This is a genomic window from Verrucomicrobiia bacterium (assembly GCA_035765895.1).
Taxonomy (GTDB): domain Bacteria; phylum Verrucomicrobiota; class Verrucomicrobiia; order Limisphaerales; family DSYF01; genus DSYF01.
Genome location: DASTWL010000027.1, coordinates 1 through 20,041 on the forward strand (window position 1 = coordinate 1; position 20,041 = coordinate 20,041).

The window sequence follows — 20,041 nt, forward strand, 5'->3', positions numbered from 1 at the left end:
GCTGGCTGCGGCAGCGTGGAACTTGAAGAAGTGGCTCCGGGCGGCCGCTCTTTTTTGGCTTCAGTGGATCCACCTCCTTGCCATCAGCCAGACACGGCCATTGTCAGCCACATCTTAAAACCATTTTTCAGGACCGACTAATTACAAATGACTTACGTCAAAAAAATCGCCGAAAACCCCTTTTCCCCGGGCAACAGGAGCGTGTCCGGCATTGAACTTGGCATCAGTAAGCGCTGTCGGCCAACGGTCAGTGTTCGCCCAGCGAAGGTGGGGCGACCGTGTTCTCAATCACCTGATTGGCCTCGCGCAGGCGAATCCGGGCGTCGATCCAGTCAAACCAGTAGCCCTCCCATTTGCGTGTTTTGATGACGCCGTTTTGGAAAACGTCGTCGAGAATGTCGCGGCCACGATCCAGCGCGGCGTGGGCCTCGTCGGCATGCCCCTGTTTCCAACTGGCCACGGCCAGAACCAAGTTCACGCCTGCCACGCGCGATTGCACGCCCTGGTCGTAATCCAGCGAACGCTCGCACCAATCCACGGCCCGGCGGTAGTTGCCGCGCCGGTATTCGAGCAGGGCCAGTGCGTAAGCCCGCCAGGCGGCCATGTCCAGCGGCACCTGTTGGCTGCTGATTTCGAGGGATTTTTCGGCCACCTCGGCCAGCGGCTGCAAGGCGCTCAACGTGCCGCCGTCGGCCGGGATCAACAGGCTGGCGCGAACGATACGCTCCGCCACGAGCGGATCCTCCGTGCTGCCGTATTGGGTGATAAGCTGGTCCCGGTAACGCCGATACTCGGTCAGATTGCCCAGTTCGACCTCGAGTGACGCATGGCGCAAAACATCGAGGGTGGTGGCGTCGGCGCCCCGGGGCTCGTCAATTTGCGCGAGCACGGCGAAACGGCTGGCCGCCCGGTGCCATTCCCCGTGGGCCGCAAGCCGGTCACCCAAGGTGCGATACATCACCGCGTGCTCCAGCGTGACCTTGGGCTCGTGCAGCTCGTCCAACAACGTGTCCGCGTCCTCGGTCCGGCCACGGGTGAACAGCGCGGTGGCTTCCGAAAGCTTTTGGCGGTCCTCGGCCGCCTGCTGCAGGCGTTCCGCCTCCGTTCGCAGCCGGGCTTCCTGTTGTTCGGCCGCCACCGCGCGGCGGCGGGCCTCGCGTTCCTTGAAGAACAGGCGGGTGGAAACCGCCGAGCTGGCCACCAACGCTGTGACCACGATGCCGATGGCGGTGAACAGGGCGCGATTGCGGAGAACGAGCTTTTGCAGGCGGTAAAGCCGGCTGGGCGGACGCGCCACCACGGGCTCGTTGTTGAGGTAACGCTGCACGTCCATGGCGAGGCCGTTGACCGTCTCATAACGGCGGCTGCGGTCCTTTTCCAGCGCCTTCATGACGATCCAGTCGAGGTCGCCCCGCAGCAGCGAAATCAGTTTGGGCGGTTCGGCGTGATGCTGGGAGGCCACGGCGCTCAACTCGGCATGATTCAGCGTCGTCAACAAGCCCGAGGGCGGTTGCGGCTCGCGTTCCCGCAAGGTTCGGCGCATTTCGTCCATGCCGGATTGCAGCAGCTTCTTGGTGTCAAAGGGCGTCCGGCCAGTGAGCAACTCGTAAAGCAGCACCCCCAGGCTGTAAACGTCGCTGCGGGTGTCCACGTCCAGCCCGCTCATTTCGGCCTGTTCCGGACTCATGTAGGCCGGTGTGCCGATGAACTGCTCGAAGGCGGTGAACAGCGTGTTGTCGGTGAGCCGCCCTTCCACGGCCTTCGCGATGCCGAAATCAATCACCTTGGGGACGGGTTTACCATCATGCAGGGTCACGAGGATGTTGGACGGCTTGATGTCGCGGTGAATGATGCCCTTCTGGTGCGCGTGCTGGATGGCGTGACACGTTTGAATGAACAGTTCCAACCGGGCGGGAATGTCGAGCTGATGCTCGTCACAGAACTGGGTGATCTTCACGCCCCGGACCAGTTCCATGACAAAGTAGGGCCGGCCCGATTCGGTGGCGCCCGCGTCGAGCACGTGCGCGATATTCGGGTGATCCATCAAGGCCAGCGCCTGCCGCTCGGCCTCAAACCGCGCCACGACGCTCTCGGTGTCCATCCCGAGCCGGATGACTTTCAGCGCCACCCGCCGGCGCACCGGCTCCTCCTGCTCGGCCATATAAACGACCCCGCAACCGCCTTCACCCAGGCGCTCCAGCAATTTATAGCGTCCGATGCGGGTTTCTGCGAGGTCTGGCGCCCGGGCGGGTGGAAGCGGCGCTTCGTCCGGCGCGTCCCCCAGCGTGGCCACCTCGGCCGGCTGGTCGAAGAAACGGTCGGCCACACCGGCGGCTTCCAACAAACCCAGCAGACGCGAACGCAACGGCAGATCACCGGCACAAGCCCGGTCCAGAAACGCCTGCTGCGCCTCCGGGTCAACCAAGCTCCGGGCCGTGTCAAACAATGCCTTTTCGATGTCCTTAGGATTAACCATGCGCCGCCGCAGATGAATGGGTCCGTAAATTCTAGCGTATTCTGCGGCCTAAAACCGACAGCCAGATTATCACAACACCGTGCGGGTCAGAGTTCATGCCGGATCATTTGGAACAGACTCGCCTTCGCGTAAGCCCATTGGCGTTCGACGGTTCGTTCCGTGACGCCGAGAGATTCCGCCACCTCCTTGTTCGTGAGGCCGCCAAAAAACTTCAACACCACGATGTGGGCGCTTTCCGGGTCTTCCGCCTCCAGCCGGTCCAGTGCGCCATCCACCAGCAGCACCCGCTCATCCGGCGAACTGGCCGCCAGTTCAATGTCGTCAATGTTCACCCGCTCCCGCCCGCCACCGCGCTTGAGGCTGGCCTTGTTGCGCGCGCGGTCCACCAGAATGCGCCGCATGGCCAGCGCCGCGGTGCGGAAGAAATGGGCGCGATTCTCCCAACTGCGGTCCGACTCCATCACCAGCCGCAGCCAGGCTTCATGCACCAGGGCCGTCGGTTGCAGCGTGTGCCCCGCCGCCTCCTGCGCCATCCGCGCAGCCGCCAGCCGCCGCAGTTCCTCATAAACCAGCGGCAGCAACCGCTCGGAAGCCGTAGTTTCGCCCCGGCCGATCTGTTTCAATATCTGGGTGATGTCACTCACAATGAATGCGCACCGAAATGCCACCGCACCGACCCTTTTACAGTCGGACAAATGCAGCGGCGTGCAGATTATTTAGTGAAGGTTGGCGCCCAAGTCCATCCGGACAAGCTGCCTTGGAGGTGGCCGGCCGGGGACCGAAGTTCACCGGGCAGGTCCGTCGGTCATGACAATCGGGCGAATGTGCCCCTCGGCATCGTAGTTCACACGGTCAATGCACACCTGCCGCGAGCCGCGATAGGGCCCGTCATCCTGGCGATGTTCCCAACGATGGTAAACAATGAGCCATTCGCCATTCAGCGGATTGCGGATGAACGAGTGGTGGCCCGGCCCCTTGTGAGTGGCGTCGCTGGTCAGAATCGCGCCTTGATAATGCCACGGGCCAACGGGCGAATCGGCCATCGCATAATGCACCGAATACGTGGCGTCCTGCCAGCTCCCGTGGCTGTAGGACAGATAGTATTTTCCGTCCCGCACGTGCATGAACGGTCCTTCGGTGAACTGCGGCGGCGTTGCCACCGAAACTTCACGCGCCAGGCTGGTCATGTTGGTGCCCAACACAAATACCCGCAACGTCGCTCCCGCGCTGCCGCCGGCGTAGAGATAAGATTGACCCGATTTCGAGTCAGTGAACACCATGGGATCGATGGCCTCGAACCCATCGCCGCCGGTGAGCAGCGGCTTGCCGAGATCGCGAAACGGCCCCGCCGGTTGATCCCCCACCGCCACCCCGATCCGTGACGGCGTGGGATTCTGGGGTCCGACCGCATAGTAGAAATAAAACTTCCCGTCCTTTTCGGCAACGCCGGGCGCCCACGCGCCGTGACGCGCCACGCCGTCGTCTTTGACCCAGCGCACGTCGGCCAGATCCAACACCGGGCCATGGCGCTCCCAATGCCGCAAATCCGTCGATGAAAACGCGTAGAACTGTTCCCGCCGCCACGGGCTCCAGGTGGGATAAATCCAGACCTTTTTCCCCACCACCAGCGCCTGCGGATCCGCCCCGGGCATGATGGGATTTCCAAAACCGGCGCCCGCTGCAGGAGCATCCGCCCGCGCATTCGCGAGCCAGCCAATCCCCAGCGCCAGCACCAAACCAAAACTGGACCTGCGTTTCATCGAGAATACCGGAAATTCAAATACTCTGCTGACCGGCCGAATGCACTCCTTATTCATTTCGCGGCGCCGGCCGTCTGCTGCTGTAACGTGAGGATTTTGTGCAGGGCGACCACCGCGGATCGCTGTGCCGTGGGCGACAGAACCTCGCTGAAACCGAGTTGGACCGCCGGGATGGTCAGCCACCAGGCGCGCGGCACGCGGCCGAACACGTCGCGCGAAAGGGCCAGCATGGTGCGCGGATCGGCGGCGTGCGCCATGAGTTGCGAGGTGGTGTTGGGGATGAGCGGGCGCAATTGCACTTCGCCAGAAGCATCCACGGCGGCGTCCACGAAAACCACCGCGTCGGCCTCTGCAATCGGTGCGGCATGTTCCGGCGAGAGCTGCTGACAGACGAGCGTGCGCACGCCCGGCAAACCAAGCGCCGCGACCGCTTCAACCACGCGCGGCCCCACCCCGTCGTCGCCACGAAGCGTGTTGCCGTAGCCAATGACCAGGAGGACAGGCTGATCGATGCTGGCGTCCGCGCCTGTCATAATAAAACTCCGGGGCCAATCACCCCCGCACGACTTCGTGCAACACGCGGCCGTTCGCACCGATCAATTGCACGTGCATCGGCATCTGGCCCACGGCATGCGTCGAGCAGCTCAGGCACGGGTCGTAGCAACGGATGCCGTGTTCCACGCGATTGAGCAGCGGCTCGGGAATTTTCCCATTGCCCGCGCCGCCCTTGATGTAATGCCGCGCGATCTGGGCGACGGTCTGGTTCATCGCCAGGTTGTTCTGCCCGGTGGCGACGATGAGGTTGACCTTTTGCAGCAGGCCATTGCGGTCCACGGTGTAGTCGTGGAAGAGCGTCCCACGCGGGGCCTCGCTTGCCCCGACGCCGCGCAAGCTGTTGATGCCAGCATCGGCGCGGAGATAATCGCTCAGCAGTTCCGGATCATCCAGGTAGCGCTCGACCAGTTCGAGACTGGCGAGAATCTCGATGAGCCGCGCGTAGTGGTAGAGGAAGGACGACGTGACGGCGCCGCGGCCGAGCTTCTTGAATTTCGTCAGCTCCGCGTCCGCTTTCGGCACGCCCATGCGTTCACAGACGTTGAGCCGCGCGAGTGGTCCGACGCGATAGATGCCCTCGGGATAACCCAGCGGCAGGTAGTAGGGCGATTTCAGGTAGGAACCGGCTTCGACGGATTCACCGATGACTTCGTAGTATTTCTGCGGGTCCACCTGATCGGCAATGGTGCTGCCGCTGCTGTCGGTGAACCGGAGCTTGCCGCCGTGGTGTTCCCACGTGCCGTCCTCGGTGACAAGGCCCATGAACAAGGACGGAAAGTTGCCGAAAATCTCAATCTCACGCCGGTGCGTTTCCATCGTCTTCTTCCAGAGCTCGAACGCCACCCGCACGGTCGCGAACGCCTCGGGCAGCCAGGCGCGGATTTTGTCGCGGTTCTCCGGTGTCAGCGCGGTCCGCACGCCACCGGGCACGGCCCAGGCCGGGTGGATTTTTTTGTCGCCGAGCAGCTGGATGATTTCCTGACCGAACTGGCGGAGGCGGATGCCGGCGCGGGCCAGTTCCGCATTGCTGGCGATCAACCCGAAAACATTGCGCTGCGATTGCGGCGTGTCCCAGCCGAGCAGAAAGTCCGGCGCGCTCAGGTGGAAAAAGCTCAGCGCGTGGCTCTGGATGAACTGGCCGAGATTCATCAGGCGGCGGAGTTTGTCGGCGGCGGGCGGGATGTTGACGGCCATGATGGCATCGCCGGCTTTCGCGGACGCAAGCAGGTGGCTGACGGGGCAGATGCCGCAAATGCGCGGGGTGATGCCGGGCATTTCGGCGAACGGGCGGCCCTCGCAGAATTTCTCAAAGCCGCGGAACTCCACGACGTGAAACTCGGCGTCGGAAACGTTGCCCGTGTCGTCCACGAAAAGGCTGATCTTGGCGTGGCCCTCGATGCGGGTCACGGGGTCGATGACGATTCTTTGAGCCATAAAAGGGGTCTCTGGGCGGATGCGGCCTATCCGAACTTGAGTTGCGCGCCTTCCAGCTTCGGCGTTACGCCGCTCAACATCTGACTGACGAGCGCCTTGATGCGGTCGGCCGGCGGCGGGCAGCCGGGCAGGAAATGCTCGACGTGCACGACTTCATGCACGGGCAGCACGCGTTCCAGCAGCGGCGGCACGATGCCGTCCGCCTTCGGAATGCGCGGGTTGAATTGCGCGTTCTCGATGTAGGCGCGTTGCAGGACGCTCTCCGCGTTGCCCAAGCCAAGCTGGTTGCGGATGGCCGGCACGTTGGCGGTCACCGCACAGTCGCCGAAGGACACCAGGACCTTGGTGCGCTGGCGGATTTTGTGGAGCAGTTCGAGGTTGTCCTCGTTGCAGATGGCGCCCTCGATCAGGCACACATCCACGTTCTCGGGATAATCCTTCATGTCCACGACCGGGCTGTAAACAAGTTCCACCTGGCCGGCGAGATCGATGAGAAACTCGTCGAGATCGAGGAACGACATGTGGCAGCCAGAACAGCCGCCAAACCAAACTGTGGCCAAACGCACTTTCATAGTTTCCATTCTGGTTGGAACAACGCCCGGCGCTGTCCGGACGCCGCCGGGCGGCATCCCTGTCGATTTAATCTGCGGCAACCCACTGTTTCTTTTCCCGTGCCGTGACGATGAACTCCAGCTTGCCGCGGTCGCGTTCCATTTCGCCGACGGTGGAGCCTTTGTGGAACAGCGCGCCAGTGGGACAGGACTGCACGCACTTGCCGCACGAGGTGCAGGAATCGGCCTCGCCCCACGGCATGTTGAGATCGGTGATGATGCGCGACTTGCCGCCGCGCCCGGCGACGTTCTTTGTGCCGGCGCCTTCGATGTGCCAGCAGGCGCGCACGCAGCGGCCGCACAGCACGCAGCGGTTGTGATCCATGCCAAACAGGCCGTGCGTCGTGTCCACGCCCCACTTGGGGAAGTTGTATTCGTAGCGCACGTGGTCCATGCCGTTGGAATAGGCGAGGGACTGGAGTTCGCAGTTGCCGTTGGACACGCACACGGCGCAGACATGGTTCCGCTCGGCGAAGAGCAGTTCGAGGATCATGCGGCGGTATTTGCGGAGACGCTCGCTGTCCGTTTTGATGTCCATGCCCTCGACGACGCGGGTGGTGCAGGCGGGGAGCAGCTTCGGAATGCCCGCCACTTCCACAATGCACAACCGGCATGCGCCAACGTCATAAACACCCTCCAGGTGGCACAGGGTCGGAATCGCGATGCCGGCCTCGGTCGCCGCCTGCAAAATGGTGGCGCCTTCCTCGGCGCTGATCTGCTTGCCGTCAATGGTCAGGGTTTTGGCCGCCATAAAAATCGCTGGTTATTTCGGGGCTGACTGCGGGTTGGGCTGGCCGTTGCCGGGCGGACCAAATTGGTCCGGTTGCAGCAGGTCCTCGTATTCCTTGCGGAAGAATTTCAAGGTGCTCAGCACCGGGTTGGGCGCCGTCTGGCCAAGGCCGCAGAGACTGGTGTTTTTCACCATGTCGCAGAGTTCCTCCAGTTTGATGAGGTCGCGCAGAGTGGCCTTGCGCTGGGCGATCTTTTCCAGCAGATGATGCATCTGCACCGTGCCCGCGCGGCAGGGAATGCACTTGCCGCAGGATTCATCCATGCAGAATTCCATGTAGAACCTGGCGATCTCGACCATGTTCGTGGTGTCATCCATCACCACCATGCCGCCGGAACCCATGATGGAACCGAGCTTCGTGAGCGACTCGTAATCCACCGGCGTGTCCAGAAAGTCCGCCGGGATGCAGCCGCCCGAGGGGCCGCCCGTCTGCACGGACTTGATTTTTCTTCCGTCCGGCGCACCGCCGCCCATTTCCTCGACGATTTGCCGCAGCGGAATGCCCATGGGCACTTCGATGAGGCCGTTGTTGGTGATCTTGCCGGTGAGCGCAAACACCTTCGTGCCCTTGCTCTTTTCCGTGCCAAAACTGGCATACCAATCCGCCCCCCTGCCGATGATGGGCGCGATGTTGGCAAAGGTTTCGACGTTGTTGATGAGCGTGGGGCAGCCCCACAGGCCGCTCTCCGCCGGAAAGGGCGGACGCGGGCGCGGCGTGCCGCGTTTGCCCTCGACCGAGGCCATCAACGCGGTTTCCTCGCCGCATACAAAGGCGCCGGCGCCAATCCGGATGTCCACGTTGAAGATGAACGGTGTTTCAAAAATGCCGCCGCCGAGCAGGCCGAGCTGCTTGGCCTGCTTGATGGCGATCTGCAGGCGCGAGATGGCCAGCGGATATTCGGCCCGCACGTAGAGAAAACCCTGATCCGCGCCCACCGCATAGGCCGCGATGGCCATGCCTTCGAGCACGAGGTGCGGATCGCTTTCGAGCACGCTCCGGTCCATGAACGCGCCCGGGTCGCCTTCGTCGCCGTTGCAGACGACGTATTTTTTGCCGCCCGGGGACTTGGCCACGGTGCCCCACTTGAGGCCGGTCGGATACCCCGCGCCGCCGCGGCCGCGCAGCCCGCTCTTCGTGATTTCCTCGATGACCTCGGCCGGCTTCATTTCCGTCAGCACCTGATGCAACGCCTGATAGCCGCCGGCCGCGATGTAATCTTCGATGCTTTCGGGATCAATAATGCCGCCGTTGGCGCGCACGATCTTCACCTGCTTGGCGAAGAACGGATGCTGCGGGTCGCCGCGCTGGACGTCGCACGGACCGCCCTTGAGGGAATTGACGATGGCCGGGGCGTCCTCGGGCTTTACGAATTCAAACAGTTCGTGCCGGCCGTCGTCATGGTCCACGCCAACCAACGGCCCCTGGCCGCAAAAGCCCATGCAGCCGACGCGCCGGACTTCAACCTCGCCTTCCAAACCCCGGGCTTTGACTTCCGCGTCGAGATTCTTGTTGATGACGTCGGCCTGCGAGGACATGCAGCCGGCGGACATGCAGGTGCGCAGGCAGACTTTTTTGGCGGCGGCCTTTTCCTTTTCGGCGATGGCGTTGAGATCGTCCAGTTGCATGCGTTATTTCCACTGGTTGATTTTTTCGAGCGCGGCCTCGGCCGTCTGCTTGGGCGCAACGTGGCCGTCATAGGTGACTGCCGGCGCGATGCCGCAGGCGCCGATGCAGCGCGCGGTGAGCAGGGAAACCTTGCCGTCCGGCGTGGTTTCGCCCGGCCGAATCTTCAGCCGGTCCTGGAGCGCGTTCATGACCTTGTCGGCGCCTTTCACGTAGCAGGCCGTGCCCAGGCAGACGACGCAGGTGTGTTCGCCCTGCGGCTTGAGGTTGAAGAAATGGTAGAACGTGGCCACGCCATACACGCGGCTGGGCGGCAGCTTGAGCTTGTGCGCGACGAACAGCAGGAGGTCGTCCTCCAGGTAGCCGAACAGTTCCTGCGCCTTGTGCAGCACCTCGATGAGCGCGTCCTGGCGGAACTGGTGCTTCTTCATGTGCACCTCGAGGATCTTGAAGCGCTTGTCGCCGCTGGCATGGTCGAGCGCGCGGCGCAGCCGGTTTTGGCCCGTTGAGATGTTGGTCGCCTGCATGTGCTTTAATTAGTTTTCAAGCCAGCACAAGCCTTGTAGATGAGAAATACAAATGACAAGCCGGCGCGGCTCTGCATTTTTTGGCAAAGGGTCACCGTGCTTTGCTGCGGGCGGGGATTAAAAGCCTTGCTGGGCGGATGGGGCGCCCCTAGGCTGCGAAACCGGCGGGCGAAGTGGGGTTGGCCCGGCCAGTGGGCGCTTGGCGCAGCGGTTAGCGCATCTCGTTTACACCGAGGTGGTCGGGGGTTCGAATCCCTCAGCGCCCACCATTTCTCACACCTTCCCGATCCACTTGCGATCTTCCCAGACGGCCTTGATCGACGTCACGTTGCGCGCGTCGAACACATGTTTGGCGGCCGTCAGCAATTTGCCCTTTTTGGCGGCGTTCCAGGCGTCGCTCGCGCTGATGGCCACGTGCTGCAGCACGCTCGGGTCGCGGTAGCAGTCAATCATGCAACGCGTGCAGCCGTCGCGGATGAGCTTGGACTCGTCCCAGTCATACACATTGCACATGGGCGTTTCCCAGAAGTGGCAGCGGTAAAGGTCGAGCTTCCAGTCGAGGTAGAAATACTTGTGGCCGCCCAGGCAGCCGAATTTTTCCTTCTCGCCGCGCAGATGCCGCTGCATTTCGTTCAGCGACTCGGTCGGGTTCACGACCGGATAACCGCTGCGATGCTTCATCTGCTTGATTTTTTCAAACAGGGCGATGAGTTCGTCCTGGCTGAAATTCACGAGGCCGCTGTCGCTGAAGCTGAGATAGCTGCTGGCCAGCGACGTGAGCGGATAGCTGAATGTGCAACTGCGGAAGCCGAGCGATTCCAGGAACGGCGGCAGCTTCTCGAAATCCTCGATCAACCGGCTCGCGGTGATGCTCGCGGTGGTCTGGATGCCCACGCCGTGAAAAAATTCGTTCGCCCGTTTGATCTTGCGGCACACATCGGGCAGGCCGCGGTTCTGCTCGTGCTTGGCGATGTCGTGCGCGTCAATGGACATGATGACGCTCGTCAGCCCGTCGTCCACCAGGCCGCGCATGTTTTCCTCGGTCCACAATCCGCCGTTGGTGCAGATCATCGGGTGAATCCCCTGCTCCGCCGCGTAACGGACCATCGGCCGGAGTTCCTTGTGCGCCATCGGTTCGCCGCCGACGAACAGGAGGTAGCCAATGTGGTTGCGTTTGGCGATGTCCACCACGTCGCGCGCCTCCGACAACGTCACGCTCTTGCGCGCCTTGGGGTCGAACTTGCTCCGGGCAAAGCCGCAGAAATCACAGTCCGCGTTGCAGATGTTGGTGATGGCGAACTGGAGGTAACCGGGACCGCCGTGGTGCAACACGTCCTTGAACAACTGCCAGCCCGACGTCTTGGGACGCACCACCGGGGTGGACTTGGCGGGCGTCGCTGCCACCGCGCGGGCGGCCGCTTCCGGGGAGGTTTCGATTACAGCTTCAGCACTCATGAAACAAACGTCAGTCATGGTTCACTTAACCGGCGGCGGGCGCAAACCTTTCCTGCCCCTTTTTGCAAAACGGCTTGTCTCAAGGCGTTCGGGCACCACAATGACGCGCATGCTGCAACCGGCCCGATTCGCAATGGTAGTCCTGGCACTGACACTGGCCGGTTGCGCCAATCCGCCCCGCACCCGCCCGTTCAAAGTGGCGCCGGGAGATTTGCCGCCCGATGTGGACCTTCGTCCGCCGACGGCCCCCGCACCCGTAACCAGGCATCCGATCCAGTCAAAGCCGGTCACGCATCCGGCAACCGCAGTCGTCGGGCAATCGTTGTCCGTGCCCGCTGCAACCTGGGTTCCGCTGGACCAATGGGCCAGAGTCAATCACTTCGGCCCGCTCACAAATCTGCATTCCACCGTAATGCCCACGTTTTCGCTGGCGACGCCCGCCGGTGACTTCGTGGTGCGGGTCGGGAGCACCCTGGCTCAGTTTGCCGGGCTGGAACTGCGGCTGGGTTTCGAACCCCGGCTGGTCAATGACGAGCCGGCCCTGCACACGCTGGATTTGCAAAAGAACCTGCTTCCGTTGCTGAGCGGCACGAGCGCCCCGCCCGCCGGCCCGCACGTCATCGTGATTGACCCGGGGCATGGCGGCAAAGACAGCGGCACCCGCAGCGCGACCGGCCATGCGGAGAAAGATTACACCCTCGACTGGGCCAACCGGCTGGCCGATTTGTTGACGGCCCGAGGCTGGCAGGTCTTTCTGACCCGCACCAACGACGCAGACGAATCGTTGTCCAACCGGGTGGCGTTTGCCGACGAGCACCATGCGGATTTGTTCGTGAGCCTGCACTTCAACGCCGCCGGCAGCGCGGTGCACAACGGCGTCGAAACGTATTGCGTCACTCCCACCGGCATGCCGTCTTCCGTGACCCGCGGCTACGAGGACAATCCCGCGCTGGCCTTTCCCAACAACGAGTTCGACGCGCAAAACCTGCAACTGGCCCTGCGCATTCACCGCGAAATTCTCGCCGCCACCAAGGCCGAGGACCGCGGCATCCGCCACGCCCGCTTCCTGAGCGTCCTGCGCGCTCAACATCGTCCCGCCGTGCTGATCGAAGGCGGCTACTTGTCCAACCCGGAGGAAGCGGCGCTCATCGACGCGCCGGAACACCGACAGCTGCTCGCCGAGGCGGTGGCGAAGGCCCTGCAGCAACCATGATCCCGCATGCGCTCATCACCGGCGGCGCGGGCTTCATCGGCTCGCACCTGGCCGAACGGCTGCTGGCAGACGGCGCCCGGGTCACCATCATTGACGACCTTTCGACCGGCACTCGCGCCAATCTGGCGGCGGTGGCAAACCACCCGCGCCTGCGGTTCATGGCCGCCAAATTGTCCGCCTGCGCCGAACTCGGACCGATTGCCGCGGCAGCGGACCAGATTTTCCATCTGGCGGCCGCCGTGGGCGTGGAACTGGTGGTCCGCTCGCCCACGCGCGTCATCGAAACGAATCTTCACGAGACCGAAGTTTTGTTCGAAGCGGCCGCCGCCAACCGAACGCCGGTGCTGCTGGCTTCGACATCGGAGGTTTACGGCAAGAGCACCAAACACGAATTCACGGAGGAGGACGATCTGTTGATTGGCCCGCCCACACACGCCCGCTGGAGCTACGCGTGCTCCAAGTTGATGGACGAGTTTCTCGCGCTGGCCTTCGCCAAGGAACGGCAGGTGCCGGTGATCATTGCCCGGCTCTTCAACACTGTCGGCCCCCGACAAACCGGCCGCTACGGCATGGTGTTGCCCCGCTTTATCGCCGCCGCGAAGGCCAACGCGCCGTTGCAGGTCTATGGCGACGGACAGCAAACGCGTTGCTTTTGTTATGTGAACGACACGGTGGAGGCTTTGGTGCGTCTGGCACGCTGTCCTCATGCGCCGGGGCAGATCTTCAACGTCGGCAACACCGAGGAAATCAGCATTGGCGCGCTGGCGAACCAGGTCATCGCCAGCCTGAACTCGACTTCGCCCGTGCAGTGCATTCCGTATAACGAAGCCTACGAACCGGGCTTTGAAGACATGCGGCGGCGCAAACCGTCACTTGCCAAGCTGACGCAGTTCATCGGCTTCCGCCCCAGCACACCCTTGCGCGAAATTATCCAACGGACCGCAGCCGCCGGCTGAATTCAGGCCAGACAATCCCGCCACGAACCCGCGTTCGGGCGTTCCGGTCACCCCGCCCCGCCCGTGGCAGCAAAAAAGAAGGGCACCCTTGCGGGTGCCCTCATGAATCGAATCAAATCTCCAATCGATCAGGGAAACGCGAGGCGGTTCAGCTGCGAATCGCCTGAGTTTCTGAACAGATCACGCAGCTTGGAAATGGTGACCTGCTGGACGCTGCCGTCCGCCATGGCCACATTGCCTTGCTTGCCGTGGCCGTTGTCCATCCAGGCGCCCGTAGGATTGTTCGTGGAAGTGCCCACGGTGGGAGCCAAGATGCTGGCCGCGCCGTTACCCCAACCTTGGGTGGACGGATTGTTGTTGTTGTAGGCGGTGCCGGTGTTGCCCATGTTGTGATCGCCCGCCAGCAACATCTGCGGCTGGGTTTCATCAGCATCAACACCGATGAAGTAGCTCACGTTGTTGTTATTGAAATACGGCGTGCCGGACTGACCACCCGGAACCGTGGGCGACCATGTCGTGGCCTGCTGCACTGTGCTCTCGTATTCAGAGGGGCAATACAACAGCTTGGGCGTGCCCATCTCGTTCGACATCACCCCGAAAACACGATAGACAAAGCGCGCGTTGTTCGCCGGATTGCCCGCGAGGGTGCTGGGATCTGCCGCGCTGGACATCATGGGGCCACCCGCAGTATACGGAACGCGTGTGGGATACTGGTCGTTGTTGTCCCCGCCCCAGAGGCGGAACGACAGGCCAACCTGCTTGAGGTTGTTGACGCAGTTGATGCGCTGGGCTTTGGCCTTGGCCTTGGCGAGCGCCGGCAGGAGCATGGCCGCCAGAATCGCGATGATCGCGATCACGACGAGCAGCTCAATGAGCGTAAAGGCTGATTTTTTCGAGAGTTTCTTCATTTGGATTTGCGTTTTTTTGTTTCTCAAACCGAGCCCGGTTGCATCACTCATGCGGTGGGGGACGGTCTGCGTAGCTTACCTTTAGCACTGCCGGTGCCAACAAGAATTCCGTCGGATTGCCAAATTTCTTGCCCCGCGCACGCGAAAAAGCGCGTCAACTCCGCGCATGACGCGTGAAATTCCCGCGCACGGCGGCGGCATTGCACGACACCCCCCTTCTGCTAGTTTCCTCCCATGGCATTCGATTCCTTTCGCGACTGGGTCAACCACCTTGATAAAGCCGGTGAACTCAAGCGCATCCAACAGCCCGTCGCCACCGAACTCGAAATCACCGAGATTGCCGACCGCGAAATGAAATTACCCGGCGGCGGCAAGGCGCTGCTCTTCGAAAAGCCCACCGTCAACGGCGTCGTCTCGCCGTTCCCCGTCGCCATCAACACGCTCGGCTCTTGGAAGCGCATGGCCCTGAGCATGGGCGCCGAAACCGTGGACGACGTCGCCAACGAACTGGGCGCGCTGATGAAGGCCAAGCCGCCGACGAGCTTCAAGGAGGCCATCAAACTGCTCTCGCTCGCGCTGGATTTGCGCCATGCCAAGCCGAAGACGGTGAAGAGCGGTTCGTGCAAAGACGTGATTCATCTAGTTGATAGTCCAAAGTTGAGAGTTGAGAGCTGGCCGAAAGCTCCGAACGTCAACGAACCTGCAACTTTCAACCGTCAACCGGCAACCTTGGCAAACTTGCCCATCCTGCGCTGCTGGCCGCTCGACGGCGGACGTTTCATCACGCTGCCCTGCGTCGTGACCAAAGACCCCGACACCGGCGAACGCAACGTCGGCATGTATCGCATCCAGATTTACGACGACCAAACCACCGGCATGCACTGGCAGTTGCAGAAGGTCGCCGCTCGCCATGGCCGGCGTTACTACGAAAAGGGCGAGCGCATGCCCGTCAGCATCTTCATCGGCGGCGACCCGATGTTTCCTTTCGCCGCCACCGCGCCGCTGCCGGACGGCTTGGACGAATTTCTCCTCGCCGGTTATCTCCGCAAGAAATCCGTCGAACTCGTGAAGTGCGAGACGAACGACCTCGAAGTTCCCGCCAACGCCGATTTCGTGATCGAAGGTTATATTGACCCGACCGAGCCGTTGCGCGAGGAGGGTCCGTTCGGCGATCACACGGGCTATTACACGTTGCCCGAGCCGTATCCGGTGTTTCACGTCACCGCCATCACGCACCGCAAAGACGCAGTGTATCCCTGCACCATCGTGGGCATTCCGCCAATGGAAGATTTTTACATCGGCGGCGCGAGCGTGAAATTGTTCCTGCCGATTTTCAAAATGAATTTCCCCGAGATCGTGGACATCGCGCTGCCGGCGGAAGGCGTGTTCCACAACCTCGTCGTCGTCAGCATCAAGAAGACCTACCCGATGCAGGCCTACAAAATCATGCACGGCCTCTGGGGCATGGGGCAGATGATGTTCACCAAATACATCATCGTGGTAGACGCCGACGTGAACGTGCACAATACCAGCGAAGTGCTGTTCCATCTCACCGCCAACACCGACCCGCAGCGCGACAGCATTTTCACCAAAGGCCCGGCCGACGTGCTCGACCACGCGACGAGCGAAATCGCCAGCGGCAGCAAACTCGGCATTGATGCGACGAAGAAATTGCCCGGCGAAGGTTTCAAACGCCCCTGGCCGCCACTGATCAAGATGGATGAAAGCGTGAAGGCGAAAATTGACACTCTTTTTCGAGAGGCTGGATAAAAGTCATTTTGTCGAATGGCTGCTCCACAATCGGCCAAAACAACTCTTCTGCTGGAAGAACGACGACGCTTGGGAGATTGGATCAACAAACGGGGGCTGACCATAACGCCTACACCGCGTTCAACCGTCTTGTGTAGATCTAATAAAAAGGCCGCGTCCATTAAATTTTAATGGACGCGGCTTATGAAAAACTGGCGGCAACCTACTCTCGCGCAAGCTATACAGGCACTACCATCGGCAATGCGATGTTTGACGGCCGTGTTCGGAATGGGAACGGGTCGGACCACCGCTTTATAGCCACCAAAAATTTATTAGAAAGATCCGAATCTTTGAAAACTACACATAGACAGACATTACACTGAAAACCATTGGTTTTCTAATTTTAAGATCAAGCCTCACGATTGATTAGTATTAGTAAGCTGAACGTGTTGCCACGCTTACACTTCTAACCTATTAACCCGGTAGTCTGCCGGGTATCTTTAGGGACTTGCGTCCGGGACACCATATCTTGGGATGAGCTTGGCACTTAGATGCTTTCAGCGCTTATCTCTTCCGCACATGGCTACGCAGCGATGCCTCTGACGAGACAACTGCCACACCAGAAGTGCGTCCAACCCGGTCCTCTCGTACTAAGGTTGAAACCCCTCAAGTGTCCTGCGCCCACAGTGGATAAGGACCGAACTGTCTCACGACGTTCTGAACCCAGCTCGCGTACCACTTTAACCGGCGAACAGCCGGACCCTTGGGACCTTCTCCAGCCCCAGGATGTGATGAGCCGACATCGAGGTGCCAAACCGGGTCGTCGATATGAACTCTTGGACCCGATCAGCCTGTTATCCCTAGCGTACCTTTTGTCCGATGAGCGACGGCAATTCCACATTCTACCGTCGGATCACTTGGGCCTACTTTCGTATCTGCTCGACTTGTAGGTCTCACAGTTAGCCCGGCTTTTAGCCATACCCTCAACGCACGGTTGCCAACCGTGCTGAACCGAGCATCGCGCTCCTCCGTTACTCTTTTGGAGGAAACCGCCCCAGTCAAACTGACCCGCACGCACTGTCCCTCGCCTGGATGACAGGATCGAGGTTAGAATCCTAATTAATAAAGAGTGGTGTTTCACATTGCGACTCCAGAAGCACCGAAGCACTTCCTTCAAAGTCTCCCACCTACGCTACGCATCATTAACCAAGACACAATACGAGCTTACAGTAAAGGTGCATAGGGTCTTTCCGTCCTACTGCGGGCATGCGGCATCTTCACCGCAATTACAGTTTCGCCGAGATCCTCTCCGAGACAGTCGTTCAGTCGTTACAAGATTCGTGCAGGTCGGAACTTACCCGACAAGGAATTTCGCTACCTTAGGACCGTTATAGTTACGGCCGACATTCACGGGGACTTGGCCACCGAGCTTTGGCTTGCGCCGAACAAGATGGTTTGATCTTTCCGCATTGGTCACTTGTCACTCCCTATACCTAGTCTTAACGACGTAGCAGAGAGCTGTGTTTTTGTTAAACAGTCGCTAAACGCAATTTACTGAGGCCCACGAATGGGCACCCCTTCTCCCGAAGTTACGGGGCTAATGTGCCGAGTTCCTTAGAGAGGTTTCTCTCGCGCGCCTGAGTGCACTTACACTCACCCACCTGTGTCGGTTTACGGTACGGGCACCTAGGAGAACAACCAAAACTTTTTCTTGACAACTTGTTTACGGATACGCTTTGACCGAAGTCTAAGCTCCCAATTCAATAGGGTAGTCCGTTTTCTCGTTGCGTTAATCTTGGCCTTAACCCTAGATGGCGCAGGAATATTTAACCTGCTGTGCATCGATTACGCCTTACGGCCTCATCTTAGCTCCCGGCTAACCCTGGGAGGACGAACCTAGCCCAGGAAACCTTGGGTTTACGGCGACCAGGATTTTCACCTGGTTTATCGCTACTCGTGTCTGCATTCTCACTGATCAACGCTTCACCTTTCGTTACCGTCAGGCTTTGTCGCATTGATCACGCTCTTCTACCGCGCATGTTTGGTCGCCCGAACATGCACCCGCGGCTTCGGTATACAGTTTAATCGCCAATCATTTTCGGCGCGACATCGCTCGATGAGTCAGCTATTACGCACTGTTTAAATGATGGCTGCCTCTAAGCCAACATCCTCACTGTTTAAGCAACGTCACATCCTTTCCACTTAACTATATTTCGGCACCTTAGCCGGCGGTCTGGGCTGTTACCCTCTCGGCGACGGAACTTATCTCCCGCCGCCTGATTGCTGTGGTATTGGGACCGTCGGTATTCGGAGTTTGATTGGTTTTGGCAGCCTGGTGGGGCCCCTAAGCCATTCAGTGCTCTACCTCCGACGGGTACTTACACAACACTCGCCCTCAAGCGATTTCGAAGAGAACCAGCTATCACGGGGTTTGATTAGTCTTTCGCTCCTACTCACAAGTCATCTCAGGATTTTTCAACATCCACGAGTTCGGTCCTCCACCTGGTGTTACCCAGGCTTCAACCTGCTCATAAGTAGATCACCTCCGCTTCGGGTCTATTGCCAGCCACCAGTCGCGCATTTCGCACTCGGTTTCCCTTGGCCTCCACGGCAAAGCCGTTTAGGCATGCGACTGACAATAACTCGCAGACTCATTATGCAAAAGGCAAGCAGTCACCGCTTGCGCGGCTCCTACACATTGTATGCAGTGGGTTGCAGGTTCTATTTCACTCCCCTAACAGGGGTTCTTTTCACCTTTCCCTCGCGGTACTTGTTCACTATCGGTTGCCAATTAGTATTTAGCCTTATCCGGTGGTCCGGACAGATTCGCACAGAGTTTCACGTGCACCGTGCTACTTGGGATACCTCTAGAACGGAACGAACCTTATTTACCCGGCTGTCACGGTCTATGGCCACGCTTTCCAGCGTGTTCAACTCGCTCGTCTTTGTCCACGTCAAGGTCCCGCTACCCCGGGAAGACAAGTCCTCCCGGTTTGGGCTGTTCCGCTTTCGCTCGCCACTACTGACGGAATCACGTCGTTTTCTTTTCCTGCGGTTACTGAGATGTTTCACTTCACCGCGTCTGGCTGCCTTGGACTATGAATTCATCCAAGACTAACAGGAGTTTAAGCCTGCTGAGTTGTCTCATTCGGAGATCTTCGGATTAACGCCTGCTTGCGGCTACCCGAAGCTTATCGCAACTTACTACGTCCTTCATCGCCTATTGGCACCAAGGCATTCACCTACTGCACTTAGTAGCTTGATCAAAATTGAGATCGACGTCATTTGACGTCAAAAACTCGACGAAATGTAATGCCCTTTATCTATGTGTAGTTTTCAAAGATCGCGCCGCATTACAAACGATGCGGAAAATGGTGGGCGTGACTGGACTTGAACCAGTGACCCTGCGCTTATCAAGCGCATGCTCTAACCAACTGAGCTACACGCCCGAGACGCTGTCATGTCCGGCGCGCAACGGAGGTTGGTGGAGCTGAGGAGACTTGAACTCCTGACCTATAGCTTGCAAAGCTACCGCTCTACCAACTGAGCTACAGCCCCACACGAGTGAGCCTAGAGCCGATTGGTTTCAGCCACAACTCGGACAAGCCTCGCGGTCGAGACCCTGCGATTCTTAAAGAACGTCCTTGAAGATTGAATTGTGCGATAAGATTGAGCCATCGGCTTTTTGACCGGCCGACCGATAAGCACCATTGGATTGGTGCCAAGTTGTCTCCTTAGAAAGGAGGTGATCCAGCCGCAGGTTCCCCTACGGCTACCTTGTTACGACTTCATCCCAATCACCAGCCATACCTTCGGCGCCTTTTAACAGGCGACTTCGGGTGCGACCGGCTTTCATGATGTGACGGGCGGTGTGTACAAGGCCTGGGAACGTATTCACGGCGCCGTAGCTGATGCGCCATTACTAGCGATTCCGGCTTCATGCCGTCGAGTTGCAGACGACAATCTGAACTGGGCCCGGTTTT

Annotated in this window: 14 protein-coding genes, 3 tRNA genes and 3 rRNA genes; 4 read left to right on the forward strand and 16 right to left on the reverse strand. The window is 60.1% G+C overall.

The features are described from left to right. Positions 1 to 247 precede the first annotated feature (247 nt). From VFV96_05700 to hoxE, 9 genes are all read right to left on the reverse strand, one after another. Entirely contained in the window at positions 248 to 2,476 is a 2,229-nt protein-coding gene (locus VFV96_05700; GenBank protein ID HEU5069895.1) for a protein kinase, read from the reverse strand. 86 nt (positions 2,477 to 2,562) lie between these two features. Next, positions 2,563 to 3,120, reverse strand: a complete 558-nt coding sequence (locus VFV96_05705; protein HEU5069896.1) for a sigma-70 family RNA polymerase sigma factor — start codon at positions 3,118 to 3,120, stop codon at positions 2,563 to 2,565. 141 nt (positions 3,121 to 3,261) lie between these two features. Continuing rightward, positions 3,262 to 4,236: a family 43 glycosylhydrolase gene (locus tag VFV96_05710; GenBank protein ID HEU5069897.1), complete on the reverse strand. Its 975-nt coding sequence runs from the start codon at positions 4,234 to 4,236 to the stop codon at positions 3,262 to 3,264. A 53-nt stretch (positions 4,237 to 4,289) separates the two neighbouring features. After that, positions 4,290 to 4,769, reverse strand: a complete 480-nt coding sequence (locus tag VFV96_05715; protein HEU5069898.1) for a hydrogenase maturation protease — start codon at positions 4,767 to 4,769, stop codon at positions 4,290 to 4,292. A 19-nt stretch (positions 4,770 to 4,788) separates the two neighbouring features. Beyond that, positions 4,789 to 6,225, reverse strand: a complete 1,437-nt coding sequence (locus VFV96_05720; protein HEU5069899.1) for a Ni/Fe hydrogenase subunit alpha — start codon at positions 6,223 to 6,225, stop codon at positions 4,789 to 4,791. 26 nt (positions 6,226 to 6,251) lie between these two features. Beyond that, positions 6,252 to 6,806, reverse strand: a complete 555-nt coding sequence (locus VFV96_05725) for an oxidoreductase (protein HEU5069900.1) — start codon at positions 6,804 to 6,806, stop codon at positions 6,252 to 6,254. Between the two features lie 58 nt (positions 6,807 to 6,864). Further along, positions 6,865 to 7,587, reverse strand: coding sequence for a bidirectional hydrogenase complex protein HoxU (hoxU, locus tag VFV96_05730; GenBank protein ID HEU5069901.1), 723 nt, complete (start codon positions 7,585 to 7,587; stop codon positions 6,865 to 6,867). Between the two features lie 12 nt (positions 7,588 to 7,599). After that, positions 7,600 to 9,252 (reverse strand): NuoF family protein, encoded by a 1,653-nt coding sequence (locus tag VFV96_05735; protein ID HEU5069902.1) that lies wholly within the window; start codon positions 9,250 to 9,252, stop codon positions 7,600 to 7,602. A 3-nt stretch (positions 9,253 to 9,255) separates the two neighbouring features. After that, positions 9,256 to 9,777 (reverse strand): bidirectional hydrogenase complex protein HoxE, encoded by a 522-nt coding sequence (hoxE, locus tag VFV96_05740; GenBank protein HEU5069903.1) that lies wholly within the window; start codon positions 9,775 to 9,777, stop codon positions 9,256 to 9,258. 193 nt (positions 9,778 to 9,970) lie between these two features. Here hoxE and VFV96_05745 point away from each other — a divergent pair. Then, positions 9,971 to 10,046 (forward strand) — tRNA-Val (locus VFV96_05745). 4 nt (positions 10,047 to 10,050) lie between these two features. Here VFV96_05745 and VFV96_05750 read toward each other — a convergent pair. Continuing rightward, entirely contained in the window at positions 10,051 to 11,232 is a 1,182-nt protein-coding gene (locus VFV96_05750) for a radical SAM protein (protein HEU5069904.1), read from the reverse strand. Positions 11,233 to 11,365: 133 nt separating this feature from the next. Here VFV96_05750 and VFV96_05755 point away from each other — a divergent pair, with 133 nt between their 5' ends. Next, positions 11,366 to 12,445, forward strand: coding sequence for an N-acetylmuramoyl-L-alanine amidase (locus VFV96_05755; GenBank protein HEU5069905.1), 1,080 nt, complete (start codon positions 11,366 to 11,368; stop codon positions 12,443 to 12,445). Then, entirely contained in the window at positions 12,442 to 13,401 is a 960-nt protein-coding gene (locus tag VFV96_05760; GenBank protein ID HEU5069906.1) for an NAD-dependent epimerase/dehydratase family protein, read from the forward strand. Before VFV96_05755 ends, VFV96_05760 begins: the two co-directional genes overlap by 4 nt. A 128-nt stretch (positions 13,402 to 13,529) precedes the next feature. On the opposite strand, the gene VFV96_05765 is transcribed toward VFV96_05760, so the two are convergent. After that, the gene (locus tag VFV96_05765) at positions 13,530 to 14,309 is read right to left on the reverse strand and encodes a prepilin-type N-terminal cleavage/methylation domain-containing protein (GenBank protein ID HEU5069907.1); all 780 of its coding nucleotides are present in this window, start codon (positions 14,307 to 14,309) and stop codon (positions 13,530 to 13,532) included. A gap of 234 nt (positions 14,310 to 14,543) precedes the next feature. Here VFV96_05765 and VFV96_05770 point away from each other — a divergent pair, with 234 nt between their 5' ends. Continuing rightward, complete coding sequence (locus VFV96_05770; protein HEU5069908.1) at positions 14,544 to 16,079, forward strand: UbiD family decarboxylase; 1,536 nt, start codon at positions 14,544 to 14,546, stop codon at positions 16,077 to 16,079. 189 nt (positions 16,080 to 16,268) lie between these two features. Here VFV96_05770 and rrf read toward each other — a convergent pair. The 5 genes from rrf to VFV96_05795 form a co-directional block, all read right to left on the reverse strand. Further along, positions 16,269 to 16,384: ribosomal RNA gene (gene rrf / locus VFV96_05775) — 5S ribosomal RNA — on the reverse strand. A gap of 79 nt (positions 16,385 to 16,463) precedes the next feature. After that, a 23S ribosomal RNA gene (locus tag VFV96_05780) occupies positions 16,464 to 19,323 on the reverse strand. A gap of 107 nt (positions 19,324 to 19,430) precedes the next feature. Beyond that, positions 19,431 to 19,507 (reverse strand) — tRNA-Ile (locus VFV96_05785). Positions 19,508 to 19,540: 33 nt separating this feature from the next. Further along, positions 19,541 to 19,616 (reverse strand) — tRNA-Ala (locus VFV96_05790). A 180-nt stretch (positions 19,617 to 19,796) separates the two neighbouring features. Continuing rightward, a 16S ribosomal RNA gene (locus tag VFV96_05795) occupies positions 19,797 to 20,041 on the reverse strand; the annotation flags it as partial.

Bases quoted from the DNA above. Each gene is read 5' to 3' on its own strand.
- VFV96_05700 (HEU5069895.1), bottom strand. From the start codon at position 2,476: ATGGTTAATCCTAAGGACATCGAAAAGGCATTGTTTGACACGGCCCGG.
- VFV96_05710 (HEU5069897.1), bottom strand. From the start codon at position 4,236: ATGAAACGCAGGTCCAGTTTTGGTTTGGTGCTGGCGCTGGGGATTGGC.
- VFV96_05715 (HEU5069898.1), bottom strand. From the start codon at position 4,769: ATGACAGGCGCGGACGCCAGCATCGATCAGCCTGTCCTCCTGGTCATT.
- VFV96_05720 (HEU5069899.1), bottom strand. From the start codon at position 6,225: ATGGCTCAAAGAATCGTCATCGACCCCGTGACCCGCATCGAGGGCCAC.
- VFV96_05725 (HEU5069900.1), bottom strand. From the start codon at position 6,806: ATGGAAACTATGAAAGTGCGTTTGGCCACAGTTTGGTTTGGCGGCTGT.
- hoxU (HEU5069901.1), bottom strand. From the start codon at position 7,587: ATGGCGGCCAAAACCCTGACCATTGACGGCAAGCAGATCAGCGCCGAG.
- VFV96_05735 (HEU5069902.1), bottom strand. From the start codon at position 9,252: ATGCAACTGGACGATCTCAACGCCATCGCCGAAAAGGAAAAGGCCGCC.
- hoxE (HEU5069903.1), bottom strand. From the start codon at position 9,777: ATGCAGGCGACCAACATCTCAACGGGCCAAAACCGGCTGCGCCGCGCG.
- VFV96_05750 (HEU5069904.1), bottom strand. From the start codon at position 11,232: ATGAGTGCTGAAGCTGTAATCGAAACCTCCCCGGAAGCGGCCGCCCGC.
- VFV96_05755 (HEU5069905.1), top strand. From the start codon at position 11,366: ATGGTAGTCCTGGCACTGACACTGGCCGGTTGCGCCAATCCGCCCCGC.
- VFV96_05760 (HEU5069906.1), top strand. From the start codon at position 12,442: ATGATCCCGCATGCGCTCATCACCGGCGGCGCGGGCTTCATCGGCTCG.
- VFV96_05765 (HEU5069907.1), bottom strand. From the start codon at position 14,309: ATGAAGAAACTCTCGAAAAAATCAGCCTTTACGCTCATTGAGCTGCTC.
- VFV96_05770 (HEU5069908.1), top strand. From the start codon at position 14,544: ATGGCATTCGATTCCTTTCGCGACTGGGTCAACCACCTTGATAAAGCC.